The following is a 25,131-nucleotide window of genomic DNA, read 5'->3' as shown; positions in this document are numbered from 1 at the left end:
ACGTCGCGGGCACGCATGCTGCCTGCGACCCTTGCACAGCTCGTTGGCCGAGAACAGATCACCACGACGTCATGGTCATGGCTGGTGTGCGGTCGGGTCAGGTCGCAGGGCTCACGGAGTGCGGGAGCGTGCGGAAGAACTTGTCGGCCTGGCGGGCGAGGCGGCGGGTGGCCCAGTAGTTGGCGGTGCCGCCGATGAGGGCACCGATGCCGAAGGGCACGGCCTGACCGGCGGCGATCGCAGCACGACGGGTGGCGTAGCGGGTGGCGGCCTTGCGTCCCAGCGAGCCGTTGATCCGGGTGAGGGTGGAGAGCGGGAGCGACGTCAGCGTGACCGTGCCGTCGGCCTTGCTCGCGTCGGCGACCATGCGATGGAACTCACGACCCGCCTTGTTGCCGTAGAGGACGACCGCCAGCACCCACGCCCGCCGCTCGAGCACGGACGATCCACGATGGCCGTGCAGTGCCGCCACGGTCAGGATCAGTTCGGCGGCTCGCTTCGTGAACCAGCCGAACTCGGCAGCCGAGGCAGAGAGCGAACCGACCGTGCCCACGGTGGGCACCGCCGCCACACCACCGGTCGCCGCACCGACGGCGGCGAGTTCCTTGCCGAACGACGTCCACAGACGCTTCAACCGACTCCGTGTGTCGGGCCCCTCGAGCGCCGCCGCACGAACGACGGCATCGTCCCAGGCGTTCTCGATCGCCCAGTCGAGCGCCTTCGTGAACGCCGAATCCGCCTTCGCCGTCGAGTCCGGTGCGAGTCGTGGCAGCAACCGAGCCAGGCGGGAAGGGATGCCGAAGGCTGCCACGACGCTGAATCTACGGCGGGACCGACGCCGCCACGACTGCGAGCGGGATCGCCGCAGTGGGAAGGATGGACACATGCGTTACGCCTTCTCGACCTCACCGCAGTACACGACCTGGGACTGGATGCTCGAGGTCTGGGAGCGGGCCGACGGACTCGACGTGTTCGAGTCCGGCTGGACCTTCGACCACCTGTATCCGCTCTTCGGCGACTCCACCCAGGACTGCATGGAAGGGTGGATCACGCTGACCGCACTGCTGCAGGCGACGAAGCGGTTGCGCGGCGGCGTGCTCGTGACCGGCATGGTGTACCGCCACCCGAGCGTGCTGGCGAACATGGCCACCACGCTCGACATCACCTCGGGCGGTCGCCTCGAACTCGGGTTGGGCGCCGGCTGGAACGAGGAGGAGTGCGGCGACCACGGGATCGACCTCGGCACGATGCGCGAGCGCTTCGACCGGTTCGAGGAGGGGCTGGCCGTGATCGACTCGCTGCTGACCAACGACCGGACCACCTTCGACGGCGAGTACTACGTCCTGGAGAACGCGATGAACAACCCCAAGCCGGTGCAGTCGCCGCTGCCGATCTGCATCGGTGGCACCGGCCGCAAGCGCACCCTGCCGCTCACGGCGAAGTACGCCAGCCACTGGAACTACGGCGGCCAGGACCCCGACGAGTTCGCCGAACTGCGGGGAGTGCTGCACGCCGCCTGCCACGACATCGGGCGCGACCCCGGCGAGATCACCTGCTCGGTCCTCGCCCGCTACACCGGCGACGACGACGAACTGCGGTCGCACGTCGCGGCCATGGACGCTGCGGGCGCCGATCTCGCCATCGTGTCACTCCCCAAGACCGAGGCGCCGTCGATCGTCGAACGCGCCGCTCGGGCGGTCGCCTCCTAGCCTCGGCGACATGACAGCCCCGGACGGATTGACCGTCACCCACACGAGCACGGTCACCCCCGACCAGATCGACCACCTCGGCCACATGAACGTGCGCTACTACGCCGTGAACGCGCGCGCCGCCACCCGCTCGATCGCCGGCAACGGGCGGATCCTCGACATGTACACCCGCCACCACCGCGAGCAGTTGCTCGGCACGGAACTCGAGGTGCGCAGCGGCGTCCTCGGTGTCGACACCGGCTCCACGCAGCTCTACCACGAGTTGGTGAATGCCTCGACGGGTGACATCGCGGCGACCTTCGTCTACCGGGTCGAGACCGACACGCCGATCGACCACGTCGACACGATCGACCTCCCCGAGCACGGCCGACCGCGCAGCATCGACCTCACCTCCGTCATGGCGAGCCCGTCACTGGACGAACTCCGACGACTCGGACTCGCGATGCGCGAACCGCGTGAGATCGATCGCGAGGACACCGGCGGCGGTGACACCGTTGCGTCGAGCATGGCGCCGATGCTGTTCTGGGGCGGCACGCCCGCCGACGGCACGGAACACCAACTGCTGCACACCGGGCCCAACGGCGAGAACATGGGGTGGGCCACGATGGAGACGCGCATCGCGATCAATCGCCTCCCCGACCTCGGCAACCGCATCCAGTCGTTCGCCGCCACCACGGCGATCGCGGACAAGACGACGCAGATGTCGATGTGGGTCTACGCCCTGGACGGCGATGACGGCGGGGAACTGCTCGCCACGTTCGAGATCGTCTCGGTGCTCTTCGACATCGGTGCGCGACGGGCGATGTCGATCCCCGAGAACATGCGAGCCGAGACCGAGGCCCGCCTCCATCCCGAACTCGCGGCTCGGAGCAACGCCGACTGACCGACGACGGCTCGGGTCAGGCGCCGAGGCGGGGCTGGCCGGGTGCGACCGTGCGCGCCAGGATGCCGAGCGTCGCACGCAGGTTGGTCTCGGAGATGATCGGGAAGTGCGTCGCCGCCAACTCGCGGTAGTTCTCGTGGATGTCGGACCAGTCGTAGTACGACGTGACGTTGGTGCCGCCCTCGACCGGCTCGAGCCGGTAGCCGTAGACGTGGCCGATCGGCGGCTGCATCTGGCCGTCGATCGTCCAGGCGATCTCCCGGTCCTGCTCGTACTCGCTGATCACCACGATCACGTCGTACAGACCGAGGTCGAAGTCACGCAGTGCATCACGGTCCATGTGCACGGTGAACGTGTCACCCACTGCACTCGCCGCCTCACCGGTGGACGACATCAGCATCCCCGATGCGTCGATCTTCACGTGCCCTTCGGGGCTCCGGAGGATCTCGAAGATCGCCGCCGGCTCTGCCGCGATCGCCCGTTCCACTTCGATCCGCTGTTCGCTCATGCCTCACTCTGGCACAGCGCCGGTGGGTGGCACCGGGTCGACTCGACCGGTCACGTCGCCGGGTACCTCGTGGCCGGCGAGTCGTGCCGCACGCTCGCAGAGGACCGAGTACAGGCGGCGGTCGTCGTCGGTGGGGAGTGCATCGAGGTGTGCTCGCACGGTGTCCCAGTCGGCACGGGCCGCAGGTCCCGTGAGTGCCGCGGCCGGGCCGACGTCCACGATGTTGTCGAGGGTCGTCCGCATCAGCGTCCAGTACGCATCGACGGGCACGCCCACCTCCGCCGCCAGCGACTCGACCTGGGCGCAGAGCGCGGTGAGGTGGTTCGCGGCGATCGACGCGGTGGCGTGATAGAGCGCACGACTCGCCGCCGGTACCTGGATCGCCCGTCCGCCCAGGTCGCCGACGACCTCGGCCATCAACGGGTCGCCGTCGACCGCGAAGGTGCACGCATCGAGCAGTCGGCGACCTCCGACGAGCGCGTCGGGCAACGACATCAGCGGGTGGATCGAGCCGACCCGCCGGTGCGGCGCGAGCACGTCGAGACCGCACGCCCCCGACACGTGCGCCACGACGGCGTCGGTCGCAGGGAGTGCGTGCGCCACGGCGGCGATCACCGAGTCGGGGACGGCGAGCAGCACCAGGTCCGGGTCGCCGTCGACCTGGACGTCGCCGGCGCGTGCCACCAGGACCGATCGCCAGCCGACCTCGGACAGCGCTGCGTGGAACGAACCGCCCGCCCGCCCGGATCCGACCACCACGCACGACCTCGACATCTCCCGACCCTACCGAGCCCGACTCGAACGGAACCCGAGACGGACCGAGCGGTACGTTTGCGCACATGGACCTCGGACTCACGGGCAAGCGCATCATCGTCACCGGCGGGAGCAAGGGCATCGGTCGCGGGATCACCGAGGCACTGCTGCGCGAAGGCGCGATCGTCGCGATCTGCGCTCGCAACGGCGAGGAACTCGCCGTCACCGCGGAGGAGTTGTCCGCGCTGGGAACCGTTCACCACCGGGTCACCGACATGGCCGTCGAGGGCGACCCGACTGCGCTCGTCGACTGGGCGGTGAGCGAGATGGGTGGGCTCGACGTGCTCGTGTCGAACGTGTCGGCGATGGCCGGCACGGACTGGGTCGCGTCGGTCAACGTCGACCTCGTGCGCACCGACGAACTGATCCGAGCCGCCCTCGCTCACATGGACGACCACGCCGGAGCCAACATCGTGTGCATCGGATCGCGGGCGGCGAGCACCGCAGCGCCGCGCATCGTGGCCTACGCCGCGGTCAAGGCCGCCACGGTCAGCATGGTCAAGTCGCTCGCACTCGAGGTGGCACGGCGCGGCATCCGCGCCAACGTCGTCTCGCCCGGCGACGTCATCTTCCCTGGCGGAACCTGGGACACGGTTCGTGAGCAAGGGGGCAAGCTGTGGGACGCAACGGTGAAGCAGAATCCGTTCCGTCGTCTCGGCACGCCCGAGGAGATCGCCGACGTCGTGGCCTTCCTCGTGAGCGAACGAGCCAGCTTCGTCACCGGGACCAACATCCTGGTCGACGGAGGCGCGACCAGCGGCCTGCAGATCTGACCCCGGCGGTCGCTCGTCGACCGAGTGGTACGTTCGGTGCATCCGGCGTGGGGCTCCGTCGGATTCGCACCGGGCGATGGAGACAGGGGACGCACATGCAGATCGATCCACTTCGCACACTGTCGCTCTTCGACGGGATCTCCGACGACGAGCTGGCCCCGTACGCCGAGTTGTTCGTGGAGTTCGAGATCGTGGCGGGCAGCAGCCTCGCGAAGCAGGACGACTTCGCCTACAAGTTCTTCGTCGTGCTCGACGGAGAGGTCGACGTGCACCGCGACTTCGAGCACATCGCCAGCCTCGGGCCCGGTGAGTTCTTCGGTGAGACCGCGCTGGTGAAGGGCGAGAAGCGCAACGCGCGTGTGACCGCCCGGACCCGCTGCCGACTCGCCTGCATGATGGGGTGGGACTTCAAGCACATGGCCGAGCGTCTGCCCACCGTCGCGGCGAGGATCGACGCCGTCGTCCACGACCGCGAACCCTGATCGACCCCGCAGATGCCCACACGCCGCTCGGTCCTGATCGGAGCCGCCAGAGCGCTGGGCGTCGCACTGGCGGCTTGCTCGAATGATGCCGACGACAACGATCCGACCGCGGCCCCGTCGACGGCTGGCTCGACCGCTCACGGCACGACGTCCACCGCGAGTACGTCGACGACTGCCGTGCCCTCGACCTCGGTCGCCGCCACCCCATGGGCCGGCGCCGACTTCGGGGAACTCGACGATTTCATCTCCTCGACGAACGGGACGGGCTTCGCCGTGGTCGAGGCGGGCGTGCTCGTCCACGAGTGGTACCGGGACGAGCCGGACGCCCGACGCGACATCGCATCGGCGCAGAAGAGCATGCTCTCGCTGCTGGTCGGGCGCGCCGTCGTCGATGGTCACTTCACCGTCGACACCACGATCGACGAACTGATCGGCACGGGTTGGACGTCGCACGGAGACACGGCAGGGATCACCGTTCGGAATCTGCTGACGATGACGAGCGGACTCGACGACCGCCTCGAGGTCGTGGCCGCTCCCGACTCGGTGTGGCTCTACAGCGGCGCCTTCGCCGTGCTGTTCGACGTGCTCGTGGCCACGACCGGTCGCGAACTCGGCGACCTCGCTGACGACTGGTTGTTCGGCCCCGCCGGTGCCGACACGGCGGAGTTCTACGAGCGACGGTCGAGCGCGTTCGCGCCGATCGGAATGGTGGCGTCGATCAACGACCTGACCTCGATCGGTACCTGGGTCCTGGACCAGTTCGACGAGCAGGCCGATCAGCCGTTCGGCGAGTGGCTGCGTTCCTCGTTCGCCGCCGACCAGGACCTGAACGCGTCGTACGGTTCGCTGTGGTGGCTGAACGGGAAGGACTCGTTCGTGCTCCCCGGGCCTGACGGGCGGACGCGGCCGGGACCGCTGATCCCGAGCGCACCCACCGACATGGTCGCTGCGCTGGGCAAGGACGACCAGAAGATGTACGTGTCCCCCGCCCTCTCGCTGGTCGTCGCCCGCGTCGGCGACCGTGCGGTTCCCCGAGGTCGCCAGGCGCTCTCGTCGTTCGACGACCAACTGTGGTCGATGCTCAGTCGACTCCGCGGCTGACCGGCTCCCCGGGTTCCCAGTCGGGCGGCGCCAGTTCGAACCGGGCGAAGTCGAACCCGGGTGCGACCGTGCAACCCACAAGCGTCCACTCCCCCAGCGACTCCGCCGACTGCCACCAGCCCACGGGTACCACCACCTGCGGACGCCAGCCTGCCGCCAGTTCGGTTCCGAGGACGTGTTCCTCCGAGGTGACGCCGTCCCCGGACAGACGCAGGCGGATCGGGTCGCCGGCGTAGTGGTGCCACACCTCGGCAGCGTCCAGCACCCGGTGCCAGTGCGACCGCTCGCCGTGCGCCAGGAGGAAGTAGATGGCCGTCGAGCGGACCACGCCGTCGGGCCCCTCGTCACGGAACACCTGCCGGTACCAACCGCCTTCCGGATGAGGTTCCAGCCCGAGACGCTGGACGATCTCGCGGGCCGGCTCGGACAGGTCGTGCACGACGTCGGATGGTAGGCGCACACTCCGTGCATCGCGTGGGGGCCGCGGACCGGCGCCTACGTTGGCGACGTGAACCACGGCTCCCACGTCCTGGATGTCGACCGGCACCCGTCCACACGGATCGCGAACATCGCAGTGAAATGCGCCCTGATCGTGAGCTTCGTGATCGCCATCGGGTTCGAACCGAGCACCGTCGAGGGCAAGGCGATGGGATTCCGGGCACCGCTGTTCCTGGCTCCGGTCGTGGTCGTCCCGGTCCTCGCACGGCTGAGGAGGTGGGACCCGTATCCACACACCGCCGACGCCCTGCTCGCCGCGCCGTTCCTGATCGACACGCTCGGCAACCTGCTCGGCATCTACGACGAGTACCCGCGCACCGACGACGTCCTCCACGCTCTGAACTGGGTGCTGCTCGTCGGTGCGTTCCACGCGTTCCGCTTCCGCAACGTTCCTGACCGACGCGACGCCACGCTGCTGGGCTACGGGTTCGGGGCGATCACGATCGTGTGGTGGGAGATCCTCGAGTGGGCTGTCTCCGAGGACGGCTTCGGTGGTGCGGGCGGTCTCGCTCTCACCTACGAGGACACGGTCGGCGACCTGTTCCTCTCGTCGACCGGCGGCCTGATCGGTTCGATCATCGCCGTCAGGTGGTTGGGGCCACGCCTGCACGGTCGTCGGTGACCAGGCGCGTTCAGCCCACTCGCGCGTTGATCGGGGAGCCGTGATGGGCGATCAGCTTCCACTCGCCGTCGCGGCGGACGAAGACGTTGGTGGCGGCCAGCGCATGGGTGTTGCCACGATCGACGAGGTTCTCCTCGAGCGTCACCCACGCCATGTCGCCGACCACGTGCGTCGATTTGTTGGTGATGATGAACTGGTTGCGGCCGACGCCGGCGAAGATCCGCTTCCACGACTCCTCGATCTGGTCCCACGCACGCAGGATCGGCCAGCCGGGGTGCACGCACACGGCACGCTCCGTGTGCTCCCACACGTCCGACATGGCAGCGAGGTCGCGAGCTTCGTGCGCGGCGTAGAACCTGTCGTTGACCGCGTGCACGTCGTCGATGTCCGTCACGCTCGATGACGGTATCTGCGACCGCCGTGAGGCGAACCTCGGCGCAGGCAGACGACGCTTGTATCGTGCCGCCCATGGCAGACAAGCAGCTCACTCCCCTCCAGCAGGTCGAGGCCGACCGCAAGGCGGCCGCCGAGAGGAAGGCCAACAAGGTCGCCCGGGTCTACACCGACGAGGAGAAGGCCACGCGCAAGGAGCGCGTCGAGAAGGCCAAGGACGCGATGAGCCGCTCGCTCGGCATGAAGGGCGACCACGTCACGGCTGGTCGGGCCGCCATCAAGAAGTACCTGCAGCAGATGAACGAGCCGAACCAACCCGACGACCAGCGCTTCGAGATGCTGATCGAGGCGCCGTTCAAGGCCCCGCCGAAGAAGCGCGACAACAACCGCGGCTTCTGACGACTCGGGTTCGAACAGTCCGATGGCGACCTGGGACGACGTCACACGGATCGGGCTCGACCTGCCCGAGGTCGTCGTCGACCAGTCGTACGGAACCCCGGCGTTGAAGGTCCGCCGGAAGTCGTTCTGTCGGATGTGGGGCGACCGGGAGTACGCACGCGACGGTGTCGACCCCACCGACACCGAGGTCGTGGTGGTCATGTGCGACGCCGACGAGAAGCCTCTGCTGATCGATGCCCATCGAGCGCTGTTCGAGACTCCGCACTACTCGGGCTACGGGGCCCTGCTCGTTCGCCTCGCCGACGTCGACGAGTCTCTGCTGACCGACCTGTTGGAGGACGCCTGGCGACAGAAGGCTCCCAAGACGCTCGTCGACCGCCTCGACGCGTCCTGAACCGACATCAGGTCGGCCAGGTGACGCGTGCGGGGTATCCGCCGTCGGCGACGATCAGGTCGCACCACGGATCGAGCAGATCGAACAGCCGCTGCGAGTCCGACCCGAGGGCGGCCACGAGCCGACCCTCCATCCGGTCGGTGGCGTCGTCGATGCCCTCGCGCAGCGCCCGACCGGCGACCGTCAGTTCGTCTCCGTCGAGCAGACCGCGCGAGCGGAGCCGATTGCACGCAGCGTCGAGCTCGTCCTCGGTCCAACCACGGGATCGCACCCACGACCTGAGCGGCTGATGGCGCCACGGGTCCGTGAGCACGCCGATCTCGCACGCGTCGAGGTCGGCACCGGCCCACGCTGCGATGTGGCTGTCCCCACGGTGCTCGCGCACGAGGTCGGCCGCACGCCAGAACGCGCCCATCGGATCGCCGGGGGAACCGAGCGACAGCAGGCCGGAGAACAGGGCGCGCCCCTCACCCGGCGCGGCGTCGACCATCCGCTGCAGCACCTCCGTCGCCCAGGTGAGACCTTCGGGTTCGTCGCCGATGATCCGCCGCAACGATGCGACCGCACCCCGCTCGCGGGCGGCGAGCACCGTCTGTCGATCCGTTCGGCGCCACCCGTCGGCGACCGCGGCGACGACCATCGGCCGCTTGAACACACCGAACGCCGACGCGACGAGGTGTCCGTCGACGTTCGGGCCGAGACACGCCCCGCGGCTCGTGAAGTAGGCGACCATGTCCGGGTAGTGCACCCGGCCCGACGACCGGGACGACGGGTCGAACCCGATCTCGTGGTAGGCGGCGTGCACCTCGGGAGCGAAGTAGACGTTCGCAGCGATCGGCTCGACGACATCCCAGATCCGGCGGGCGACATTGGTCATGACCCGGGACCGTACCGAGCGACACCCGCCCACGAAGAAGGGAGCGTCAGCGGACGAGGCGGATCGAGTCGGCGAGGTCGATCAGGGGTGACGGGTAGAGGCCCACGGCGATGGTGAACACGGCGGCGATGGCGATGGCCACGCCGGCCGAGAACGGGATCGTCACGGCGGGGGCGTCGTCGTCGGCGTCGTGGAGCCACATGCCGACCATGATCCGCAGGTACAGGAACGCAGCGATCACGGCGGTCACCATGGCGACCACGGCGAGCACGTAGCTGTCCTCGCTGACGGCCGCCTGGATGACGCCGAACTTGGCGACGAAGCCCGACGTGAACGGTACGCCGGCTTGAGCGAGCAGGAAGACCGTGAAGGCGATGGCGAGAATCGGCTTGCGCTTGGCGAGACCCTTGAAGGAGCCGATGTCGGCCCTCGAGTTGCCGGCGACGACCGTGACCACGCCGAACGAGCCGATCACCAGGATCGAGTAGAGCAGCAGGTACAGCTGCACCGACGAGACCCCGAGGCCGGGCTCGGCCTCCCCGGCGGTGTACGCCGCCGCTTCGACACCGACCAGCAGGAAGCCCGCATGGCTCACCGACGAGTAGGCGAGCATCCGCTTGACGTCGGTCTGCACCACGGCCAGCACCGAACCGACCGTGAGCGAGAGGACGGCGAGCACGATGATGATCGGCTGCCAGTCGTCGCGGAAGGCGGGCAGACCGGAAACGAGCACTCGGATCAACGCACCGAACGCGGCTGCCTTGCCGGCCGATGCCATGAACGCGGTGACGGGCGACGGCGCGCCCTGGTAGACGTCGGGCGTCCACACGTGGAACGGTGCCGCAGCGACCTTGAAGCCGAGGCCGACGATCAGCAGGGCGATGCCGGCGAGCACGATGGCGTCGTTGTCGCCAGGGGCGGTGCCGCCGATCGAGGCGACCATCTCACCGATGTTGGTGGAGCCGGTGCCGCCGTAGACGAGGGCGATCCCGTAGAGGAAGAACGCCGAGGCGAAGCCACCGAGGACGAAGTACTTGAGGCCAGACTCGGCCGATTCGTCGCTGCGCCGGTTCGAGGCCGCGAGCACGTACAAGGCGAGCGACAACGTCTCCAGTCCCAGGAACAGCACGATCAGGTCGTTGGCCGACGCCATGACGATGCCGCCGGCGGCCGCGACGAGGTACAGGGCGTAGATCTCGGGTCCGTCGTTGGGCGTGTCGCGGATGAACTGATCGGTGAGCAACGACACCAGCAGCACGGCCGATGTGATCACGATCGTCGACCACATCGCGAAGGTGTCGAACGCGAGTGCGCCGGCCACCAGGGTCTGCGGGCCGCGGTCGGAGATGTCGTCCCAGTTGACGATCGCCAGCACACCGGCGGTTCCGGCGACGAGTGCCGATCCGAATGCGTAGAGACCCTTGGGCCACTTCGGCGTCAATGCACCGGCGACCATCAGGAACAGGGCACCACCGACGAGCGCGATGAGCGGCGACAGTGCGAACCAGAGCACCTCGGGCTCGACGTTCGGATCGAGGAACGGGTCGGCTTGAGCGAGCAACGACATCAGCCTTCACCTTCCTGCTCGGAATTGGCCTGCTCGGAATCGCCCTGCTCGGAATCGGCCTCTTCGCCGTGAGCTTCGTCGCTGTGCTCGACCTCGAACTCGCCACGCTGGGTCGTGTAGCTCGGGTCCGTCTCGACACTGCTGTTGTCCGCGACGTGCGCGACCAGACGGTCGACCGATGGCTCGATGCGATCGAGAAGGGGCTTGGGATACACACCGGTGAACACGATCGCCACGAAGAACGGGAGCAGCACGAGGCCCTCCTTCAGCTTCAGTTCGGGGAACTTCGAGTTCTCCTCGTCGGGCTCGCCGTGGAACACACGCTGATAGGCCCAGAGCAGGTACAGCGCAGCGAGGATGACGCCGGCGGTGGCCACGACGGTCCACCAGCGGGCGGTCTGGAACGAGCCGAGCAGGATCAGGTACTCACCGATGAACCCGTTGAGTCCCGGCACACCGATCGACGACAGCATCACCAGCATGAAGCCGGCGGCGAAGATCGGAGCGACCTTCTGGATGCCACCCAACTCGGCGATCTGGCGCGTCTTGCGACGCTCGTAGATCATGCCGACGAACAGGAACAGTGCGCCGGTCGACACGCCGTGGTTCACCATCTGCAGCACCGAGCCGGAGATCGCCTGCGAGGTGAACGCGAACGTCCCGAGCACGATGAATCCGAGGTGCGCGATCGAGGAGTAGGCGACGAGTCTCTTGAGATCCTTCTGCATCGTGGCGGCGATGGCTCCGTAGATGATGCCGATCACCGCGACCGTGAGCCACAGCGAGCGACTCCACACGGCGGCCTCCGGGAAGAGGTACAGCCCGAAGCGCAGGAACCCGTACGTGCCGAGCTTGAGCATCACGCCTGCGAGCACGACCGAGCCGGCCGTGGGCGCCTGGGTGTGCGCATCGGGCAACCACGTGTGCAGCGGGAAGATCGGGACCTTCACCGCGAACGCGATCGCGAACCCGAAGAAGAGCCAGCGCGCCGTGGTGGTGGCGATGTCGCCGTTCTCGGCGATCTCGACGAGGTCGAACGTGACGGTGCCCGTGTTCCGGCCGGCGATGAATGCTGTGGCGATCAACGCGACCAGCATGAACGCCGATCCGAGGAACGTGTACAGGTAGAACTTCGTGGCCGCGTACTCGCGGTTCTCGTAGCCCCATCCGCCGATCAGGAAGTACATCGGCACGAGGACGATCTCGAAGAAGATGAAGAACAGGAAGAGGTCGAGGGAGAGGAACGAGCCCATCACGCCGGCTTCGAGCATCAGCAGCCACGCCAGGTAGGGCTTCTCGGTGTTCGCTCCGTGGTGGTGCGGGTCGATCCCAACGATGGCCAACGGGAAGAGGATGCCGGTGAGCACGATCAGGAACAGCGAGATGCCGTCGACACCGAGGCGCCATCCGATCCCCCACTGCTCGATCCAGTCGTGTTGCGACACGAACTGGAAGGTGTCGACGCCCTGGTCGAACTCCTTGAGCATGTACAGCGACATCGCACCGGTACCGACAGAGAAGATCAGCGCGATCAGCTTGGCGAACTCGGGACGCGACTTCGTGGTGAACAGGATCGCCACGGCGCCGATCATCGGCATGAAGACCAACGCCGACAGCAGCGGGAACGCGCCGGCTCCTGCGTGGGCGGCTTCAGCTGCAATCACAGAATTCCTCGAATCACCACGAACCAACCGAGCAGCAGGACGACCCCGATGCCGATGACACCGGCGTACTGACGCACGTATCCGGTCTGCCCTTTGCGAACCTGTTGGGCCGTCTCACGCACGAGGGTGGCGACGCCGTTGACCACTCCGTCGACGACCTTGCCGTCGCCGTCCGCGACCGCCTGGAATCCGGCTCGACCGGGCCGACCCATGAACCACGAGATGGCCTCGTCGTAGCGCCAGCCCCGAGCGAGCAACTCCGGTTCGACGGCCTTGACCATCTTGCGCTGGTACACGGCGAGGCCGGCGATGATGCCGAGCAGCGCACACGCGATGGCGATCCCGATGAGCAGCACCTTGTTGTCGTACGCCCACGTGCCGTCGATGATCGCCTCGCCGATGCCCCGCTCTTCGGGACCTGCGCCGAACTCGACGATCGGCTCGAGCCAGTCGAGCAGCTTGTGCTGGAACGACGACGGGATGATCCCGAGCGACGGCAGCTGGATCAGCCCGCCGACGACCGACAGCCCGGCCAGCACGATCAGCGGCAGCACCATGAACGGTGGCGACTCGTGCGGCTTGAACTCGCCGTGCGCGCCGTGCGTGACCGGCACGGCGTCGGGTGTCTCCTCGAGCGCCTCGGCTTCGGACCCTTCGGTCTCGGCATCGGTGTCGGCCGGGTCGTTCAGGTGGGCGGCTTCGGCCTCGTTCGCGTGGCTGCCCCACTTCTGCTCGCCGAAGAAGGTCATGACGACCTGACGGGTCATGTAGAAGGCGGTGAGGATGGCCGTGACGATGCCGATCACGTACAGGATCGGGCTCTCGGCGAGCGCGAACAGCAGGATCTCGTCCTTGGACCAGAAGCCGGCGAACGGCGGCACACCGGCGATGGCGAGCCAACCGATGATGAACGTCGACGCCGTGATCGGCATGAACTTGAACAGCTTGCCCATCTTGCGCATGTCCTGCTCTTCGTGCATCCCGTGGATGACGGAGCCGGACCCGAGGAAGAGCAGCGCCTTGAAGAAGGCGTGGGTGACCATGTGGAAGATCGCTGCGACGTAGGCACCGGTGCCGACCGCGAGGAACATGTAGCCGAGCTGCGACACGGTCGAGTACGCGAGCACCTTCTTGATGTCGTTCTGCGCCAGCGCGATCGTTGCGGCGAACAGCGCCGTGATCGCACCGGTGTAGGCGATGAGCATCGGGACCCAATCGGCCGCAGCACCGAGAACCGGGTTGATGCGCACCATCAGGTACACGCCGGCGGTGACCATGGTGGCGGCGTGGATGAGCGCCGAGACGGGTGTGGGGCCGGCCATGGCGTCGGGCAGCCACACGTAGAGCGGCAGCTGTGCCGACTTGCCGACCGCTCCGAGGAACAGCAGGGCGGCGATGCCCGTGGCGGTGGCCGTGGTGAGCGTGCCGGCGAGGGCCGAGTCGTTGATGACGGCGTAGTCGAGCGAGCCGACGGCGCCGAATGCGAGGAACATCGCGAGCATCACGCCGAAGTCACCGATGCGGTTCGTGACGAATGCCTTCTTGCCCGCCGTGGCGTTCGCATCCTTGGTGTGCCAGAACGAGATCAGGAAGTACGAGCACGTGCCCACGCCCTCCCAGCCGAGGAACGTGACCAGCAGGTTCGAGCCGAGCACCAGCAGCGTCATCGACAGGATGAACAGGTTGAGGTACAGGAAGAACTTGGAGAACTTCGGGTCACCGTGCATGTACCCGATCGAGTACAGGTGGATCAGCGAACCGATCCCGGTGACGAACAGACACATCGTGATCGACAGCGGGTCGACCAGGAACGCCATGTCGATCTGCAGATCGCCCACGGGCACCCACGAGAAGAGTGTCTCCACGTGCGAGCGTTCCTCGGCGTCCATGCCGAGCAGGTCGAAGTAGATCAGCGCAGCGACGAGGAACGACGCCCCGACCATCGCCGTCGCGACGAGGCCGGCGAGAGGTTCACCGAGCTTGCGGCCCCCGACCAGGATGGTGAGGAAGCCGAGGAGCGGGAACGCGGGAACGAGCCAGACGAGTTCGACCATGGATCAGCCCTTCAGCTCTGCGAGATCGTCGGCGGTGGCGCCCGGGCGGCGGCGCAGGATCGACACGAGGATGCCCAGCCCCACGACCACCTCGGCTGCGGCCACCACCATCACGAAGAACACGGCGGTCTGGCCGTTGATGTCACCGAGGCTGGTGGCGAAGGCGACGAACGTGAGGTTGGCGGCGTTGAGCATCAACTCGATGCACATGAACATCTGCAACGGGTTGCGCCGCACGAGCAGCCCGAACGCGCCGATCGCGAACAGCAGCGACGCGACGATCAGGTACCAGGACGGTTCGATCGCAGCGATCATGCCTGACCAGCTTTGGGCCACTTGCGGGTCAGCAGCACGGTGCCGGCGACCGCCACGATCAACAGGACCGACGTGAGTTCGAATGCGAGCACGTGGTCGTTGTACAGGTTCTGTGCGAGTTGCTGGATGTTGCCGTCGTTGTTCTCGGCGGTGGCGGTGTCGATGCCCGCTCCGGGGTTGACCGTGCCGATCGCGTCACCGGCCTTGACCACGGCGGCGACGATCAGGCCGACGAGGCCCACGCCCATCACGGCGGCCAGCGGACGCTGGACCGGGATCGGTTCGATGGACAGGTCGTTGGCCTTGTCGACGCCGAGCAGCATGATCACGAACAGGAACAGCACGACGATCGCACCGGCGTAGACGATGACCTGCACCGCTGCCAGGAAGTGCGCTTCCTGCGCGACGAAGTGGACGGCCACACCGAACAGCGTGAGCACGAGGCCGAGTGCGGCATGCACCGGGTTCTTCAGCATCACGACACCCACGGCACCGCCGAGCATCATGAGGGACGCGGCGAAGAAGACGACGTATTCGAGGACGGTGGTGTTCATCGCTCGACGATTCTGACAGAAACAGCTCGTTCGGACGCGTCCCGATCCGTCTGGGACGGTTCGGGCGCGCGCGTGCCGTGGCCGAGTTCGTTGCTCCAGCCGACGTGGCCTTCGAACGATGCGTCGCCCGACGGCGACGTGGCGCGCATCCACCCGGAGGTGTGCTCGTCGTCGCCGTCGCGCCAGTCTTCCCACGGAAGGTGCTGTGGCTTGCCGTCGTCGTCGACGACGAGTTCGGTCTTCGTGTAGATCGCGTCCTTGCGGTTCGTGAACGAGAACTCGAACAGCTTCGATTCGGTGATCGCCTCGGTAGGGCACGCCTCGACACACAGGTCGCAGTGGATGCAGCGCAGGTAGTTGATCTCGTAGACGTAGCCGAACCGCTCACCCGGCGACGTGGGGTTGACCGGATCGTTGTCGGCGCCGCGCACGTGGATGCAGTTGGCCGGGCACACACCCGCGCACAGTTCGCATCCGATGCACTTCTCCATGCCGTCCTCGTACCGGTTGAGCACGTGGCGACCGTGGAGACGCTCGGGCTTGGGGATCTTCTCGTCGCCCTTGACGTCCTGCTTGGTCTGGCCCTGCTTCCTGGCCTTGCGACCACCCGAGTACTCGGTGGTGACGCGCTTGCCGCCGAACAGACGGTGCTGCTTGGCGGTCACCAGGAAACCTTCGAAGTAGCCCATCAGACAGGCGCTCCTTCCTGCTCGGGTTCGAGCGCGTCGACGGTGCGGTGGTTCCGGCTCACCCGCAGCGCCGCCATGAACAGGCCGATCGCCACCGCGGCGACGGCCACGGAGATCAGCGTGACCCTGATCGAGTCCACGGCGTCGCCGTTCGGTGAGAACTGACGCAGCGCCGCGAGGAGGAGGAACCAGCCGAGCGAGATCGGGATCAGCACCTTCCAGCCGAGGTCCATCAGTTGGTCGTAGCGCAGACGGGGCAGCGTGGCCCGGAACCAGATGTACATGTAGAGGAAGACGAGCAGCTTCAGCACGAACCAGATGGTTCCACCGACCGGCCCGGCCCAGGCGAAGATGTCGGTGCCGCGCACCACGATCGGTTGGGGTCCGCCGAGGAAGAGCGTGACGATGATGCCCGACATGGTGATCAGGTTCATGAACTCGGCCAGGAAGAACAGTGCGAAGGAGATGCCGCCGTACTCGGTGTTGAAGCCCGACACCAGCTCCTGCTCGGCTTCGACGAGGTCGAACGGAGGTCGGTTGAGCTCGGCGGTGGTGGCGATCAGGAAGATCACGAACGGCACGATGCCGGTGGCGATGATGTTCCAGTCGGCGATGCTGTTCTGCGCCTGGACGATCCCGGCGGTGGACAGCGTGCCGCTCGAGATCAGAACCGCAGCGAGGCTGAGACCGAGTGCGGCCTCGTAGGAGATCATCTGCGCCGAGCCGCGCACGGCACCGAGCAGCGGGTACTTCGACCCCGACGACCAGCCGGCGAGCATCACGCCGTACACGGCGATCGACGAGAGGGCGAGGACGAGCAGGATGCCGATGGGCGGATCGGCGAGCTGCAGGCGCGTGGTCTCACCGAACAGCGTGACGGTGCCGTCCTTGCCGTTGCTGAAGTCACCGCCGAGCGGGATGACCGACCAGATCAGGAACGCCGGCACGAACATCAGGTACGGCGCCAGCTTGTAGATGAACGGGTCGGACTTGGCGGGGGTGAACGTCTCCTTGAAGAACGCCTTGATGCCGTCGGCCAACGACTGCAGGATTCCGAACGGGCCGGCCTTGTTCGGGCCGATGCGGTTGTGCATGCCCGACACGACCTTGCGTTCGCCCCAGATCATCAACATCGTGGCGACGAGGGCGACGACGAAGATCACCACGACCTTGATCAGCATGATCAGCAGCGGCTTCCACCACAGACCGTCGGTGCCGAGCGGGTCGATCGCGAGCAGGCTCATGCCACCTCGATCTTCACGTCGGTCACCGCAGCAGATGCGTCGATCAGGTCCTCGATCGATCCGCCCGCCTGGTTGAACGGCGCCCAGACGACGCCGCGTGCGACACCGGGGTTCGACACGACGGGCAGGATGGCCGACGCCTTGGCGCCGATCAGACGCACGTCGGCGCCGACGGCGACTCCGAGCACGTCGATGTCGAGCGGATGCAGGTGTGCGCCCGCACCCGGAGCGAGCTTGGCGATGGAATGCGACATGGCCGTACCGATCGCCCGATCGTAGAGCTTCCGACCGACCACGAGTCGATGGTCGTAACTGTTGCGCTGGCCCGCGTGGTGCGTGGCGTCCGGCAGCGGCGCCGTCGGCGCCGTCACGAGGACCCCGTTGCGATCGGCGGCCAGGGCGGCGGGCGTGACTCCGGCGAACCCGGGGACCTCGGCGGCGATGGCGGCGGTGATGTCACCGACGCTCGCGACGTCGGCGATGTCGCCCTCGATGTCCAGCATGATCGCGAGTTCCGCCGCGATCATCCAGTCGGGGCGAGCGGTTCCGGTGGTGGTGACCTTGTCGGACACCGTGGAGACGCGACCCTCGAGGTTCGTCGTGGTGCCCGACTTCTCGCCGTAGGCGGCAGCCGCGAGTACGACGTCGGCGAGCTTCGTGGACTCCGAGGGATGCGTGTCGATCGAGATCACCCGGCGCGCACCGGCGATCGCACGGCGTGCGAGGTCGGAGTCGGGGCAGTCGTTGATCGGATCGGCTCCGAGCAGGATCAGCAGTTCGAGCTTGCCGTCGGCTGCGGCGCGCAGCGTGGCCAGGCCGTCGTGGGCATCATCGGCCGGTGCCATGCCCACCGAGAGGGCACCGACGACGTTGCCGCGACGAAGCGCCGGCAGCACCTTGGCATCGGGGTTGATCGCAAGGAGAGCGGCGAGGGCCGACATGGTCTCGTCGGCGGACTCGGCGAGGTTGCCGCGACCCACGACGACGACGACGTTCTCGCCGGCCAGCAGATCTGCCGCGTCGCGGATCGCCTCGGTCTGGAGCCCGGGCTGATGGCGGATGCTCTGCGTTGCGTAGCGCGTGAGTCCGGTGTCGATGCTGGCGAACTCGACGAGCTTCGAGCGCTTCTCGACGACTGCGTCACGCAGACGCAGGTACAGCACCGGCAGTTCTTCCTTGACGTCGACCCCGAGCACGACGATGGTCGACGCGTTCGCCGCGTCGTCGATCGTGGCCCGGTCGAGGCCGAGGATCGACGCCGGCAGGCCGTCGCCGAACTGGGCGTCGCGGTGCGTGATGCCGAGGGCATCGGCCAGTTGCGCCCAGGCGAAGGCGTCCTCGTTCGTGCCGCGTGCTCCGCCGAGCAGACCGATCGAGTCGGGTCCGCCGGCCTCGAGGGACTCGCGGATCAGCCGGGTCGCAGCGTCGAGTGCCGCGCTCCACTTCGTCGGGGTGAGTCCGGCCTCGGTGCGCACCATCGGGTCGGAGATGCGCAGTTCGGAGTTGACCGCTTCGAAGTCGAAGCGCCCCTTGTCGCACAGCCAGCCGTGGTTGACGGGGTCGGAGTCGACGCCCTGGTAGCGCAGGATCTCGTCACGACTCGACTGGACGACCACGCGACAGCCGACGGAACACGACGTGCACGTCGACTCCTCCTGTGCGAGGTCCCACGGGCGGGCCTTGAAACGGTAGGGCTCGGCGGTGAGTGCCCCGACCGGACAGATCTGCACGGTGTTCCCGGAGAAGTACGAGGCGAACGGCTCGTCGGGGAAGGTCATGACCTGGGTCTCGTTGCCGCGTTGGGTGAAGTGGATCAGCTTGTCGCCGGCCACCTCGTCCGCGAAGCGGGTGCAGCGGTCGCACAGGATGCAGCGCTCCCGGTCGAGCAGCACCAGATCGGAGATCGGGATCGGCTTCTCGTAGTGCCGCTTCTCCTCGATGTACCGCGACTCGCCGGGACCGTGACTGAACGCCTGGTCCTGCAGCGGGCACTCGCCGCCCTTGTCGCACACCGGGCAGTCGAGCGGGTGGTTGGCCAACAGCAGCTCGATCATGCCCTCCTGGGCACGCTTGGCCGTGGGCGACTCGGTCTCGATCTTCATCTCCGGCGAGACGGTGATCATGCAGCTCGGCTGGAGCTGCATGCCGCGGCCCGTGTCGACCTCGACGAGACACTGACGACACATGCCGACCGACTTCATCCGCGGGTGGTAGCAGAAGTGCGGGATGTACGTGTCGTGGCGCTGCGCTGCGGCGATGACGAGTTCGCCCGCGCGGGCCTCGACCTCGCGACCGTTCAACGTGACCATCACGACGTTCGGATCGACCACCGGTCCGGGGTCGACCGCGTCGCCCTGGACGTCGGTTTCGACCGAATCGGTGTCCTCGGCGGCGTCGACCTCTTCGGCGATCTCCTCGGCCGGGACGTCCTTGCCCTGCTCCTGCTGCGGCGCGTCCTCCTGGACTGCCTCGGTCGGTTCGTCGGTGCTCGGAACTGTGTCTTCTTCTTCGCTCATCCTGCTGCAACCGGGATCGAGACGCGCTTGGGCGCCGGGACGACTTTGGCCTCGAACTCGTCACGGAACAACGTGAGGGGCGAGTGGATCGAAGCATAGGCCGACGGTCCGACGAAGCAGATGGTCGTCATCTTGTACGGGAACGGCACGGCTGCGAGGCCGAGACGCTCGCTGGCAGCATGTGGCATCTCCCCCGGGCAGATCGACTGGCCGACTTCGAGCAGCTGGTCGAGGTCGGCGTCGGTGCCGTGGCCCGAACAGATCCGCTCGACGATGCGCAGCAACCAGGTGCCGCCTTCCCGACACGGCACACACTTGCCGCACGACTCGTGCGCGTAGAACCGGACGAGGGTGAGGGCGGCTTCGGGGATGTCGGTGGTGTGGTCCATCACCATCACCGCACCGGAACCGAGCATGGATCCGGCGGCGCCGGCCTCCTTGCCCTCGAACGGGATGTCCAACTGGTCGGCCACGAACCACGGCGCGGAGCCGCCGCCGGGCACGAATGCCTTCAGTTCGTTGCCGTCACGGATGCCCTGGCAGAACTCGTCGCCGTAGATGATGTCGCGGAACGTGGTGGACCCGTTGACGATCTCGTACACACCGGGCCGCTTCACGTGACCCGAGATGGCGACCATGCGAGTCCCCGGCGAGGTCTCGGTGCCGATCGCAGTGAAGGCCGCCGAGCCGTTCGCTGCGATGAACGGCAGGTTGGCGAGCGTCTCGACGTTGTTGACGATGGTCGGCTGGCCGTACAGCCCGACCGCAGCGGGAAAGTACGGCGGCTTCAGGCGCGGCATGCCGCGCTCGCCTTCGAGCGACTCGATCAGCGCGGTCTCCTCCCCCACGACGTAGGCACCCGCACCCCAGTGCAGGACGATGTCGACACCGAAGTCGGAGCCGAGGATGTTCTTGCCGACGTAGCCGGCGGCGTACGCGTCGTTGAGCGCTTGAGCGATGCGCTCGTGCGCCAACGCCATCTCGCCCCGCACGTACAGGAAACACTGCGACAGCCCTGCGGCGTAGCACGCGATGAGGCAGCCTTCGATCAGTTGGTGCGGATCGCGCTCCATGAGCAGGCGGTCCTTGTAGGTGCCCGGCTCGGACTCGTCACCGTTGACGACGAGGTAGCGCGGCCACACGCCCTGGGGAGTGAACCCCCACTTGACTCCCGCCGGGAAGCCGGCCCCGCCGCGGCCGAGCAGGGTCGAGGCCTTCACCTCGCCCGCCATCGCCTCGGGCCCCATGGCGAGTGCCGCCTTCAGTCCCTCGTAGCCACCCGTTGCCTCGAAACGCTCGAGCGTGTGGCTGTCCTCGTACTCGAAGCGCGACGTGACGATCTTGGGCCGGTCGCCCTCGTAGAAACCGGGCGTGTACTCACGGGTGATCGCGGTGCTCATGTGCTCTCCACCTTCACCGGGATCCACGCGGGACCTTCGGTCACGTCGTCGGGGTCCGGCGCGCCCACGAACTTGTCGGCCGGGATGTGCTGGCGGTTGCGGCCGAGTGTCCCGTGCGGCGGGATCTCGCCACTCAGCGCACCGGAGCGCAGATCGTCGACCAGCTGGTCGAAGTCGTCGGTCGTGACGCGATACCGGTGGCGGTAGTTGACCTGCAACGTCGGCGCCTCGGTACACGCCGCCTGGCATTCGGCTGCCTCGAGGGTGAACATGCCGTCCTCGGTCGTGGAACCGGACTTGATGCCCAGCTTCGCCTCGGCGTGGTGCATCAGGTTCCCGGCCCCGAGCAGAGCGCAGCTCAGGGTCTGACACACGTTGATGACGTAGGTGCCGACCGGCTCGAACTTGAACATCTCGTAGAAGGTCGCGGTGCCGATCACCTCGGCCGGAGTGATGTCGAGCAGCTCGGCGAGGTGACGCATCGCCTCGTCGGTGACGTACCCGTTCTGCTCCTGCGTGAGGTGCAACAACGGGATCAACGCCGACTTCTTGCGCGGGTAGCGCGAGATGATCTCGCGTGCGATCGCCAGATTGGAATCAGTGAGACGAGACACGAGCTACCTATCTACCCCGCCGAGGACGGGATCGACGCTGGAGATGACGGCGACGGCGTCGGCGACGAGGCCGCCGCGCATCATGTGCGGAAGGCACTGGATGTTCGTGAACGATGCGTCGCGCATGTGCATCCGGTACGGGTTGGGTGAACCGTCGGATGCGATGTAGCACCCGATCTCACCGCGCGGGCTCTCGATCCCGACGTACACCTCGCCCTCGGGGACCTTGAATCCCTCGGTGAAGATCTTGAAGTGGTGGATCAGCGCTTCCATCGACTCGTCGATGCGCGCACGCGGCGGCGGCGTGACCTTCTTGTCCTGGATGCGGTAGTCGCCGGCGGGCATCATCTCCACGATCTGCGCGACGATCTTCATCGACTCGCGGATCTCGGCGAGGCGGATCGCATAGCGGTCGAACGCGTCGCCGTAGGACCCGACGATCACGTCGAACTCGGTCTTGTCGTAGTCGAGGTACGGCATGTCACGCCGCAGGTCCCACGGCACGCCGGTGGAACGCACGATCGGGCCGGTGGCCCCGAGGGCGAGCGCTTCCTTCGGCGTGATCACACCGACGCCCTGCAGGCGCTCGCGCCAGATCGGCTGCCCGGTCATGAGGATGTCGTACTCGTCGAGTCGCGGGGGGATGATCTCGAGCAGACGCAGCACGCCGTCTCGCCAGCCGGCGGGAAGGTCCGCCGCCACACCGCCGGGGCGGATGTAGTTGTGGTTCATGCGCAGGCCGGTGACCTCCTGGAAGAAGCGGAGGACCTCCTCGCGCTCGCGCCAGCCGTAGATCATCATCGACACCGCACCGAGGTCCATGCCGTTGGTGGCCATGAACAGCAGATGGCTCGCCATCCGGTTCATCTCCGACATCAGCATGCGGATCCACGTGGCCCGTTCGGGGATGTCCTCGTCGATGCCGAGCAGCTTCTCGGTGGCCATGGCGAACACCAGCTCGTTGTTGAGCGGGCTGAGGTAGTCCATGCGCGTGACGTTGGTGCCGCCCTGCATGTAGGTGAGCGACTCGGCGGTCTTCTCCATGCCGGTGTGGAGGTACCCGATGATCGGCTTGCAGCGCAGGACCTCCTCGCCCTGCATCTCGAGCATCAGACGCAGCACGCCGTGCGTCGACGGGTGCTGGGGCCCCATGTTGATGATCATCGTCTGATCTTCTTCGGGGTCCTCGGGAAGATCCCCGAGCAGCGCCGCCTCGGCTTCGGACATGCGCAGCACCGAACCGACTTCGCGCATCAGCTCGCGAGCGGTGGTCTGGCTGCGCGGCTTGAGCAGCTGTGCGCCTTCGTCGGTGTTCGGGATGAACACGGCGTAGTTGGTGTCGAGGTGGTCGCCCTCGACGCGATCGATCAGCGGCGTGTCGTCGACGGGATGTTCGTCGGTGTCCGCCAGCTTCAGGTCGTCCTCCGTGGTGGCCATTACGCGTGTGCCTCCTTGAATTGAACGGGAATGCTGCCGATCTCGTAGTCCTTGCGCAGCGGGTGACCCTCCCAGTCCTCGGGCATCAGGATGCGCGTGAGATCGGGGTGACCGTCGAAGGAGATGCCGAACATGTCGTAGGTCTCCCGCTCCGGGGCCTCGGTGCCGGGGTGCAGGTCGAACAGGCTCGACACGACCGGATCGTTCTCGGGCACCTGGACGCGCAGCCGCGTCCTGCGGCGGTTGCCGATGTCGAGCAGTTGCACGACCACTTCGAAGCGCTCGGGCACGATCTCGGCGGGAAGCGGACGGCGCATGTGCGTCAGGTAGTCGACTCCGCAGAGGTCGATCGCCATGGTGTACCCCTCGTCGGCGAGTGCCTTGGCGACGTCGAGGTACTGCTCGCGGGTCGGATGGATCACCTCCTGGCCGTGCGAGTCGGTGACCGGGCACCCGTGGATCTGGGGAGTGGCGGTCTCGGACTCGGACTCGGGGGTCTCGGGATCGACGGCGTCGCTGGAGTCCATCAGCTCTTGCTCCCCATCAGGACCGGGGTGGTCGATGCTTCGATCTGCTGCACGTGGACATTCGCCCCTGCGCCGGTCTCGGAGCGACGCTTGAGGATCTGACCGTTCTCGATCAGACCGTGGAGGGTCTCGATCGCATGGATCAGCGTCTCGGGTGTGGGCGGGCAGCCGGGCGCGTACACGTCGACCGGCACGACCTGGTCGACACCCTGGACGATCGCGTAGTTGTTGAACATGCCGCCGGAGCTGGCGCACACCCCCATCGAGATGACCCACTTCGGTTCCATCATCTGGTCGTAGACCTGACGCAGCACGGGCGCCATCTTCTGGCTGACCCGACCGGCGACGATCATGATGTCGGCCTGGCGTGGGCTGGCGCGGAACACCTCCATGCCGAAGCGTGAGATGTCGTAGTGCGCCCCGCCGGTGGCCATCATCTCGATCGCGCAGCACGCGAGACCGAACGATGCCGGCCAGGTGGAACGCGACCGCGACCAGTTCACGAGATCTTCGAGTTTTCCGGTGATGACGTTGTGCGTCAGGCCGCCCAGTCCGTCGTCGAGCACATCGTTGACGATGCCCATGAGTGACTCCTTATGCGGCGGGTTGTTCGGCGGGTGATGTGGTGCCCGGCAGGTCCAGGCGGCCGTCGGTGCCGACCCGCCGGATCGTCGAGCCGAGCGTGCGCTGCGGCGCCACCATGTCGGCGTCGGCCGTGAGGCTGCGGTACTTCTGCACCGGGCCCCAGTCGAGTCCGCCACGGGCGACCTCGTAGACGAAGGTGAGGAAGAAGATCACCGAGAAGATGAACACCGCCCAGAAGGCGTAGGCACCGAGCGCGCCGCGAGACACCGCGTACGGGTACACGAAGATGATCTCGATGTCGAACATGATGAACAGCATCGCCACGATGTAGAAGCTGACCGGGAACCGCTCCGGAGGCTCGCGTGTGGGGACGATCCCGCACTCGTAGGGCGCTTCCTTGGCTGCCGACGGGCGACTCGGTCCGAGCAACTTGGAGGCCGCGAGACTCAGGACACCGAAGACGATGCCCAGGAGCATCAGGACGACGATCGGCAGGTACTGGTCCATCAGCAG

27 protein-coding genes and 1 pseudogene are annotated in these 25,131 nt (G+C 67.1%); 8 read left to right on the top strand and 20 right to left on the bottom strand.

Going from position 1 to position 25,131, the window contains the following annotated elements:
• Positions 1 to 97: 97 nt before the first annotated feature.
• On the bottom strand, positions 98 to 811 hold the full coding sequence (locus tag ABJK40_RS10485; protein ID WP_348479152.1) for a hypothetical protein: 714 nt from the start codon (positions 809 to 811) through the stop codon (positions 98 to 100).
• Positions 812 to 884: 73 nt separating this feature from the next.
• Between ABJK40_RS10485 and ABJK40_RS10480 the strand changes: the two genes are divergently transcribed.
• Together ABJK40_RS10480 and ABJK40_RS10475 are read left to right on the top strand one after the other, a co-directional pair.
• Positions 885 to 1,709 (top strand): TIGR03560 family F420-dependent LLM class oxidoreductase, encoded by an 825-nt coding sequence (locus ABJK40_RS10480; RefSeq protein WP_348479151.1) that lies wholly within the window; start codon positions 885 to 887, stop codon positions 1,707 to 1,709.
• 10 nt (positions 1,710 to 1,719) lie between these two features.
• A complete protein-coding gene (locus ABJK40_RS10475; protein ID WP_348479150.1) occupies positions 1,720 to 2,592 on the top strand; it encodes an acyl-ACP thioesterase domain-containing protein in 873 nt (290 codons plus the stop codon).
• Between the two features lie 16 nt (positions 2,593 to 2,608).
• On the opposite strand, the gene ABJK40_RS10470 is transcribed toward ABJK40_RS10475, so the two are convergent.
• Both ABJK40_RS10470 and ABJK40_RS10465 read right to left on the bottom strand, forming a co-directional pair.
• Entirely contained in the window at positions 2,609 to 3,100 is a 492-nt protein-coding gene (locus ABJK40_RS10470; RefSeq protein WP_348479149.1) for an SRPBCC family protein, read from the bottom strand.
• A 3-nt stretch (positions 3,101 to 3,103) separates the two neighbouring features.
• Positions 3,104 to 3,874 carry a Rossmann-like and DUF2520 domain-containing protein gene (locus ABJK40_RS10465; RefSeq protein WP_348479148.1) on the bottom strand — a complete coding sequence of 257 codons (771 nt, stop codon included), beginning with the start codon at positions 3,872 to 3,874 and terminating at the stop codon, positions 3,104 to 3,106.
• Between the two features lie 65 nt (positions 3,875 to 3,939).
• On the opposite strand from ABJK40_RS10465, the gene ABJK40_RS10460 reads away from it, so the two are divergent.
• The 3 genes from ABJK40_RS10460 to ABJK40_RS10450 all read left to right on the top strand — a co-directional run bounded on the left by ABJK40_RS10460 (position 3,940) and on the right by ABJK40_RS10450 (position 6,269).
• Entirely contained in the window at positions 3,940 to 4,686 is a 747-nt protein-coding gene (locus ABJK40_RS10460; protein ID WP_348479147.1) for an SDR family NAD(P)-dependent oxidoreductase, read from the top strand.
• A 95-nt stretch (positions 4,687 to 4,781) separates the two neighbouring features.
• Positions 4,782 to 5,168 carry a cyclic nucleotide-binding domain-containing protein gene (locus tag ABJK40_RS10455; RefSeq protein ID WP_348479146.1) on the top strand — a complete coding sequence of 129 codons (387 nt, stop codon included), beginning with the start codon at positions 4,782 to 4,784 and terminating at the stop codon, positions 5,166 to 5,168.
• A gap of 12 nt (positions 5,169 to 5,180) precedes the next feature.
• Positions 5,181 to 6,269: a serine hydrolase gene (locus ABJK40_RS10450; RefSeq protein ID WP_348479145.1), complete on the top strand. Its 1,089-nt coding sequence runs from the start codon at positions 5,181 to 5,183 to the stop codon at positions 6,267 to 6,269.
• Here ABJK40_RS10450 and ABJK40_RS10445 read toward each other — a convergent pair.
• On the bottom strand, positions 6,250 to 6,708 hold the full coding sequence (locus ABJK40_RS10445) for a cupin domain-containing protein (RefSeq protein ID WP_348479144.1): 459 nt from the start codon (positions 6,706 to 6,708) through the stop codon (positions 6,250 to 6,252). The two genes, ABJK40_RS10450 and ABJK40_RS10445, sit on opposite strands and share 20 nt — an antisense overlap.
• 69 nt (positions 6,709 to 6,777) lie before the next feature.
• Here ABJK40_RS10445 and ABJK40_RS10440 point away from each other — a divergent pair, with 69 nt between their 5' ends.
• Positions 6,778 to 7,389: a hypothetical protein gene (locus ABJK40_RS10440; RefSeq protein ID WP_348479143.1), complete on the top strand. Its 612-nt coding sequence runs from the start codon at positions 6,778 to 6,780 to the stop codon at positions 7,387 to 7,389.
• Positions 7,390 to 7,399: 10 nt separating this feature from the next.
• Here the strand turns inward: ABJK40_RS10440 and ABJK40_RS10435 are convergent, their stop codons facing one another.
• Entirely contained in the window at positions 7,400 to 7,783 is a 384-nt protein-coding gene (locus ABJK40_RS10435) for a nuclear transport factor 2 family protein (protein ID WP_348479142.1), read from the bottom strand.
• 74 nt (positions 7,784 to 7,857) lie between these two features.
• Between ABJK40_RS10435 and ABJK40_RS10430 the strand changes: the two genes are divergently transcribed.
• Both ABJK40_RS10430 and ABJK40_RS10425 read left to right on the top strand, forming a co-directional pair.
• Positions 7,858 to 8,181: a hypothetical protein gene (locus tag ABJK40_RS10430; RefSeq protein WP_348479141.1), complete on the top strand. Its 324-nt coding sequence runs from the start codon at positions 7,858 to 7,860 to the stop codon at positions 8,179 to 8,181.
• Positions 8,182 to 8,203: 22 nt separating this feature from the next.
• The gene (locus ABJK40_RS10425; protein WP_348479140.1) at positions 8,204 to 8,575 is read left to right on the top strand and encodes an MmcQ/YjbR family DNA-binding protein; all 372 of its coding nucleotides are present in this window, start codon (positions 8,204 to 8,206) and stop codon (positions 8,573 to 8,575) included.
• A 7-nt stretch (positions 8,576 to 8,582) separates the two neighbouring features.
• Here the strand turns inward: ABJK40_RS10425 and ABJK40_RS10420 are convergent, their stop codons facing one another.
• The 15 genes and pseudogenes from ABJK40_RS10420 to ndhC form a co-directional block, all read right to left on the bottom strand.
• Complete coding sequence (locus ABJK40_RS10420; RefSeq protein ID WP_348479139.1) at positions 8,583 to 9,452, bottom strand: hypothetical protein; 870 nt, start codon at positions 9,450 to 9,452, stop codon at positions 8,583 to 8,585.
• A gap of 46 nt (positions 9,453 to 9,498) precedes the next feature.
• Positions 9,499 to 11,019 (bottom strand): NADH-quinone oxidoreductase subunit N, encoded by a 1,521-nt coding sequence (locus tag ABJK40_RS10415; RefSeq protein WP_348479138.1) that lies wholly within the window; start codon positions 11,017 to 11,019, stop codon positions 9,499 to 9,501.
• A complete protein-coding gene (locus tag ABJK40_RS10410; RefSeq protein ID WP_348479137.1) occupies positions 11,019 to 12,683 on the bottom strand; it encodes an NADH-quinone oxidoreductase subunit M in 1,665 nt (554 codons plus the stop codon). The genes ABJK40_RS10415 and ABJK40_RS10410 overlap by 1 nt, the downstream gene beginning before the upstream one ends.
• Positions 12,680 to 14,737 carry an NADH-quinone oxidoreductase subunit L gene (nuoL, locus tag ABJK40_RS10405; protein ID WP_348479136.1) on the bottom strand — a complete coding sequence of 686 codons (2,058 nt, stop codon included), beginning with the start codon at positions 14,735 to 14,737 and terminating at the stop codon, positions 12,680 to 12,682. Before nuoL ends, ABJK40_RS10410 begins: the two co-directional genes overlap by 4 nt.
• Before the next feature lie 3 nt (positions 14,738 to 14,740).
• On the bottom strand, positions 14,741 to 15,052 hold the full coding sequence (gene nuoK, locus ABJK40_RS10400) for an NADH-quinone oxidoreductase subunit NuoK (protein WP_348479135.1): 312 nt from the start codon (positions 15,050 to 15,052) through the stop codon (positions 14,741 to 14,743).
• Positions 15,049 to 15,606: an NADH-quinone oxidoreductase subunit J gene (locus ABJK40_RS10395; protein WP_348479134.1), complete on the bottom strand. Its 558-nt coding sequence runs from the start codon at positions 15,604 to 15,606 to the stop codon at positions 15,049 to 15,051. The genes nuoK and ABJK40_RS10395 overlap by 4 nt, the downstream gene beginning before the upstream one ends.
• Positions 15,603 to 16,295, bottom strand: a complete 693-nt coding sequence (locus ABJK40_RS10390) for an NADH-quinone oxidoreductase subunit I (RefSeq protein ID WP_348479133.1) — start codon at positions 16,293 to 16,295, stop codon at positions 15,603 to 15,605. Before ABJK40_RS10390 ends, ABJK40_RS10395 begins: the two co-directional genes overlap by 4 nt.
• Positions 16,295 to 17,539: an NADH-quinone oxidoreductase subunit NuoH gene (nuoH, locus tag ABJK40_RS10385; RefSeq protein WP_348479132.1), complete on the bottom strand. Its 1,245-nt coding sequence runs from the start codon at positions 17,537 to 17,539 to the stop codon at positions 16,295 to 16,297. Before nuoH ends, ABJK40_RS10390 begins: the two co-directional genes overlap by 1 nt.
• Complete coding sequence (gene nuoG / locus ABJK40_RS10380) at positions 17,536 to 20,055, bottom strand: NADH-quinone oxidoreductase subunit NuoG (RefSeq protein ID WP_348479131.1); 2,520 nt, start codon at positions 20,053 to 20,055, stop codon at positions 17,536 to 17,538. Before nuoG ends, nuoH begins: the two co-directional genes overlap by 4 nt.
• Positions 20,052 to 21,455: an NADH-quinone oxidoreductase subunit NuoF gene (gene nuoF, locus ABJK40_RS10375; protein WP_348479130.1), complete on the bottom strand. Its 1,404-nt coding sequence runs from the start codon at positions 21,453 to 21,455 to the stop codon at positions 20,052 to 20,054. Before nuoF ends, nuoG begins: the two co-directional genes overlap by 4 nt.
• The gene (locus ABJK40_RS10370) at positions 21,452 to 22,069 is read right to left on the bottom strand and encodes an NAD(P)H-dependent oxidoreductase subunit E (protein WP_348479129.1); all 618 of its coding nucleotides are present in this window, start codon (positions 22,067 to 22,069) and stop codon (positions 21,452 to 21,454) included. The genes nuoF and ABJK40_RS10370 overlap by 4 nt, the downstream gene beginning before the upstream one ends.
• A 3-nt stretch (positions 22,070 to 22,072) precedes the next feature.
• Positions 22,073 to 23,506, bottom strand: a complete 1,434-nt coding sequence (locus ABJK40_RS10365) for an NADH-quinone oxidoreductase subunit D (RefSeq protein WP_348479128.1) — start codon at positions 23,504 to 23,506, stop codon at positions 22,073 to 22,075.
• Positions 23,506 to 24,033 carry an NADH-quinone oxidoreductase subunit C gene (locus tag ABJK40_RS10360; RefSeq protein WP_348479127.1) on the bottom strand — a complete coding sequence of 176 codons (528 nt, stop codon included), beginning with the start codon at positions 24,031 to 24,033 and terminating at the stop codon, positions 23,506 to 23,508. The genes ABJK40_RS10365 and ABJK40_RS10360 overlap by 1 nt, the downstream gene beginning before the upstream one ends.
• Positions 24,034 to 24,110: 77 nt before the next feature.
• Positions 24,111 to 24,617 (bottom strand): annotated as a pseudogene (locus ABJK40_RS10355) (NADH-quinone oxidoreductase subunit B family protein); the annotation flags it as partial.
• Positions 24,618 to 24,627: 10 nt separating this feature from the next.
• On the bottom strand, positions 24,628 to 25,125 hold the full coding sequence (gene ndhC, locus ABJK40_RS10350; protein ID WP_348479126.1) for an NADH-quinone oxidoreductase subunit A: 498 nt from the start codon (positions 25,123 to 25,125) through the stop codon (positions 24,628 to 24,630).
• Positions 25,126 to 25,131: the final 6 nt, after the last annotated feature.

The sequence above is a fragment of the Ilumatobacter sp. genome, from assembly GCF_039969435.1.
Taxonomy (GTDB): Bacteria; Actinomycetota; Acidimicrobiia; order Acidimicrobiales; family Ilumatobacteraceae; genus Ilumatobacter_A.
This window is presented reverse-complemented; position numbering and strand designations above follow the sequence as displayed.

Excerpts from the sequence above, each read along its gene's own strand:
- ABJK40_RS10480 (WP_348479151.1), top strand. The coding sequence starts at position 885 with ATGCGTTACGCCTTCTCGACCTCACCGCAGTACACGACCTGGGACTGG.
- ABJK40_RS10430 (WP_348479141.1), top strand. The coding sequence starts at position 7,858 with ATGGCAGACAAGCAGCTCACTCCCCTCCAGCAGGTCGAGGCCGACCGC.
- ABJK40_RS10455 (WP_348479146.1), top strand. The coding sequence starts at position 4,782 with ATGCAGATCGATCCACTTCGCACACTGTCGCTCTTCGACGGGATCTCC.
- nuoG (WP_348479131.1), bottom strand. The coding sequence starts at position 20,055 with ATGAGCGAAGAAGAAGACACAGTTCCGAGCACCGACGAACCGACCGAG.
- ABJK40_RS10395 (WP_348479134.1), bottom strand. The coding sequence starts at position 15,606 with ATGAACACCACCGTCCTCGAATACGTCGTCTTCTTCGCCGCGTCCCTC.
- ABJK40_RS10360 (WP_348479127.1), bottom strand. The coding sequence starts at position 24,033 with ATGGACTCCAGCGACGCCGTCGATCCCGAGACCCCCGAGTCCGAGTCC.
- ABJK40_RS10420 (WP_348479139.1), bottom strand. The coding sequence starts at position 9,452 with ATGACCAATGTCGCCCGCCGGATCTGGGATGTCGTCGAGCCGATCGCT.
- ABJK40_RS10450 (WP_348479145.1), top strand. The coding sequence starts at position 5,181 with ATGCCCACACGCCGCTCGGTCCTGATCGGAGCCGCCAGAGCGCTGGGC.
- ABJK40_RS10460 (WP_348479147.1), top strand. The coding sequence starts at position 3,940 with ATGGACCTCGGACTCACGGGCAAGCGCATCATCGTCACCGGCGGGAGC.
- ABJK40_RS10465 (WP_348479148.1), bottom strand. The coding sequence starts at position 3,874 with ATGTCGAGGTCGTGCGTGGTGGTCGGATCCGGGCGGGCGGGCGGTTCG.
- nuoK (WP_348479135.1), bottom strand. The coding sequence starts at position 15,052 with ATGATCGCTGCGATCGAACCGTCCTGGTACCTGATCGTCGCGTCGCTG.
- ABJK40_RS10415 (WP_348479138.1), bottom strand. The coding sequence starts at position 11,019 with ATGTCGTTGCTCGCTCAAGCCGACCCGTTCCTCGATCCGAACGTCGAG.
- nuoL (WP_348479136.1), bottom strand. The coding sequence starts at position 14,737 with ATGGTCGAACTCGTCTGGCTCGTTCCCGCGTTCCCGCTCCTCGGCTTC.
- ABJK40_RS10425 (WP_348479140.1), top strand. The coding sequence starts at position 8,204 with ATGGCGACCTGGGACGACGTCACACGGATCGGGCTCGACCTGCCCGAG.
- nuoF (WP_348479130.1), bottom strand. The coding sequence starts at position 21,455 with ATGAGCACCGCGATCACCCGTGAGTACACGCCCGGTTTCTACGAGGGC.
- ABJK40_RS10470 (WP_348479149.1), bottom strand. The coding sequence starts at position 3,100 with ATGAGCGAACAGCGGATCGAAGTGGAACGGGCGATCGCGGCAGAGCCG.
- nuoH (WP_348479132.1), bottom strand. The coding sequence starts at position 17,539 with ATGAGCCTGCTCGCGATCGACCCGCTCGGCACCGACGGTCTGTGGTGG.
- ABJK40_RS10475 (WP_348479150.1), top strand. The coding sequence starts at position 1,720 with ATGACAGCCCCGGACGGATTGACCGTCACCCACACGAGCACGGTCACC.
- ABJK40_RS10365 (WP_348479128.1), bottom strand. The coding sequence starts at position 23,506 with ATGGCCACCACGGAGGACGACCTGAAGCTGGCGGACACCGACGAACAT.
- ABJK40_RS10390 (WP_348479133.1), bottom strand. The coding sequence starts at position 16,295 with ATGGGCTACTTCGAAGGTTTCCTGGTGACCGCCAAGCAGCACCGTCTG.
- ndhC (WP_348479126.1), bottom strand. The coding sequence starts at position 25,125 with ATGGACCAGTACCTGCCGATCGTCGTCCTGATGCTCCTGGGCATCGTC.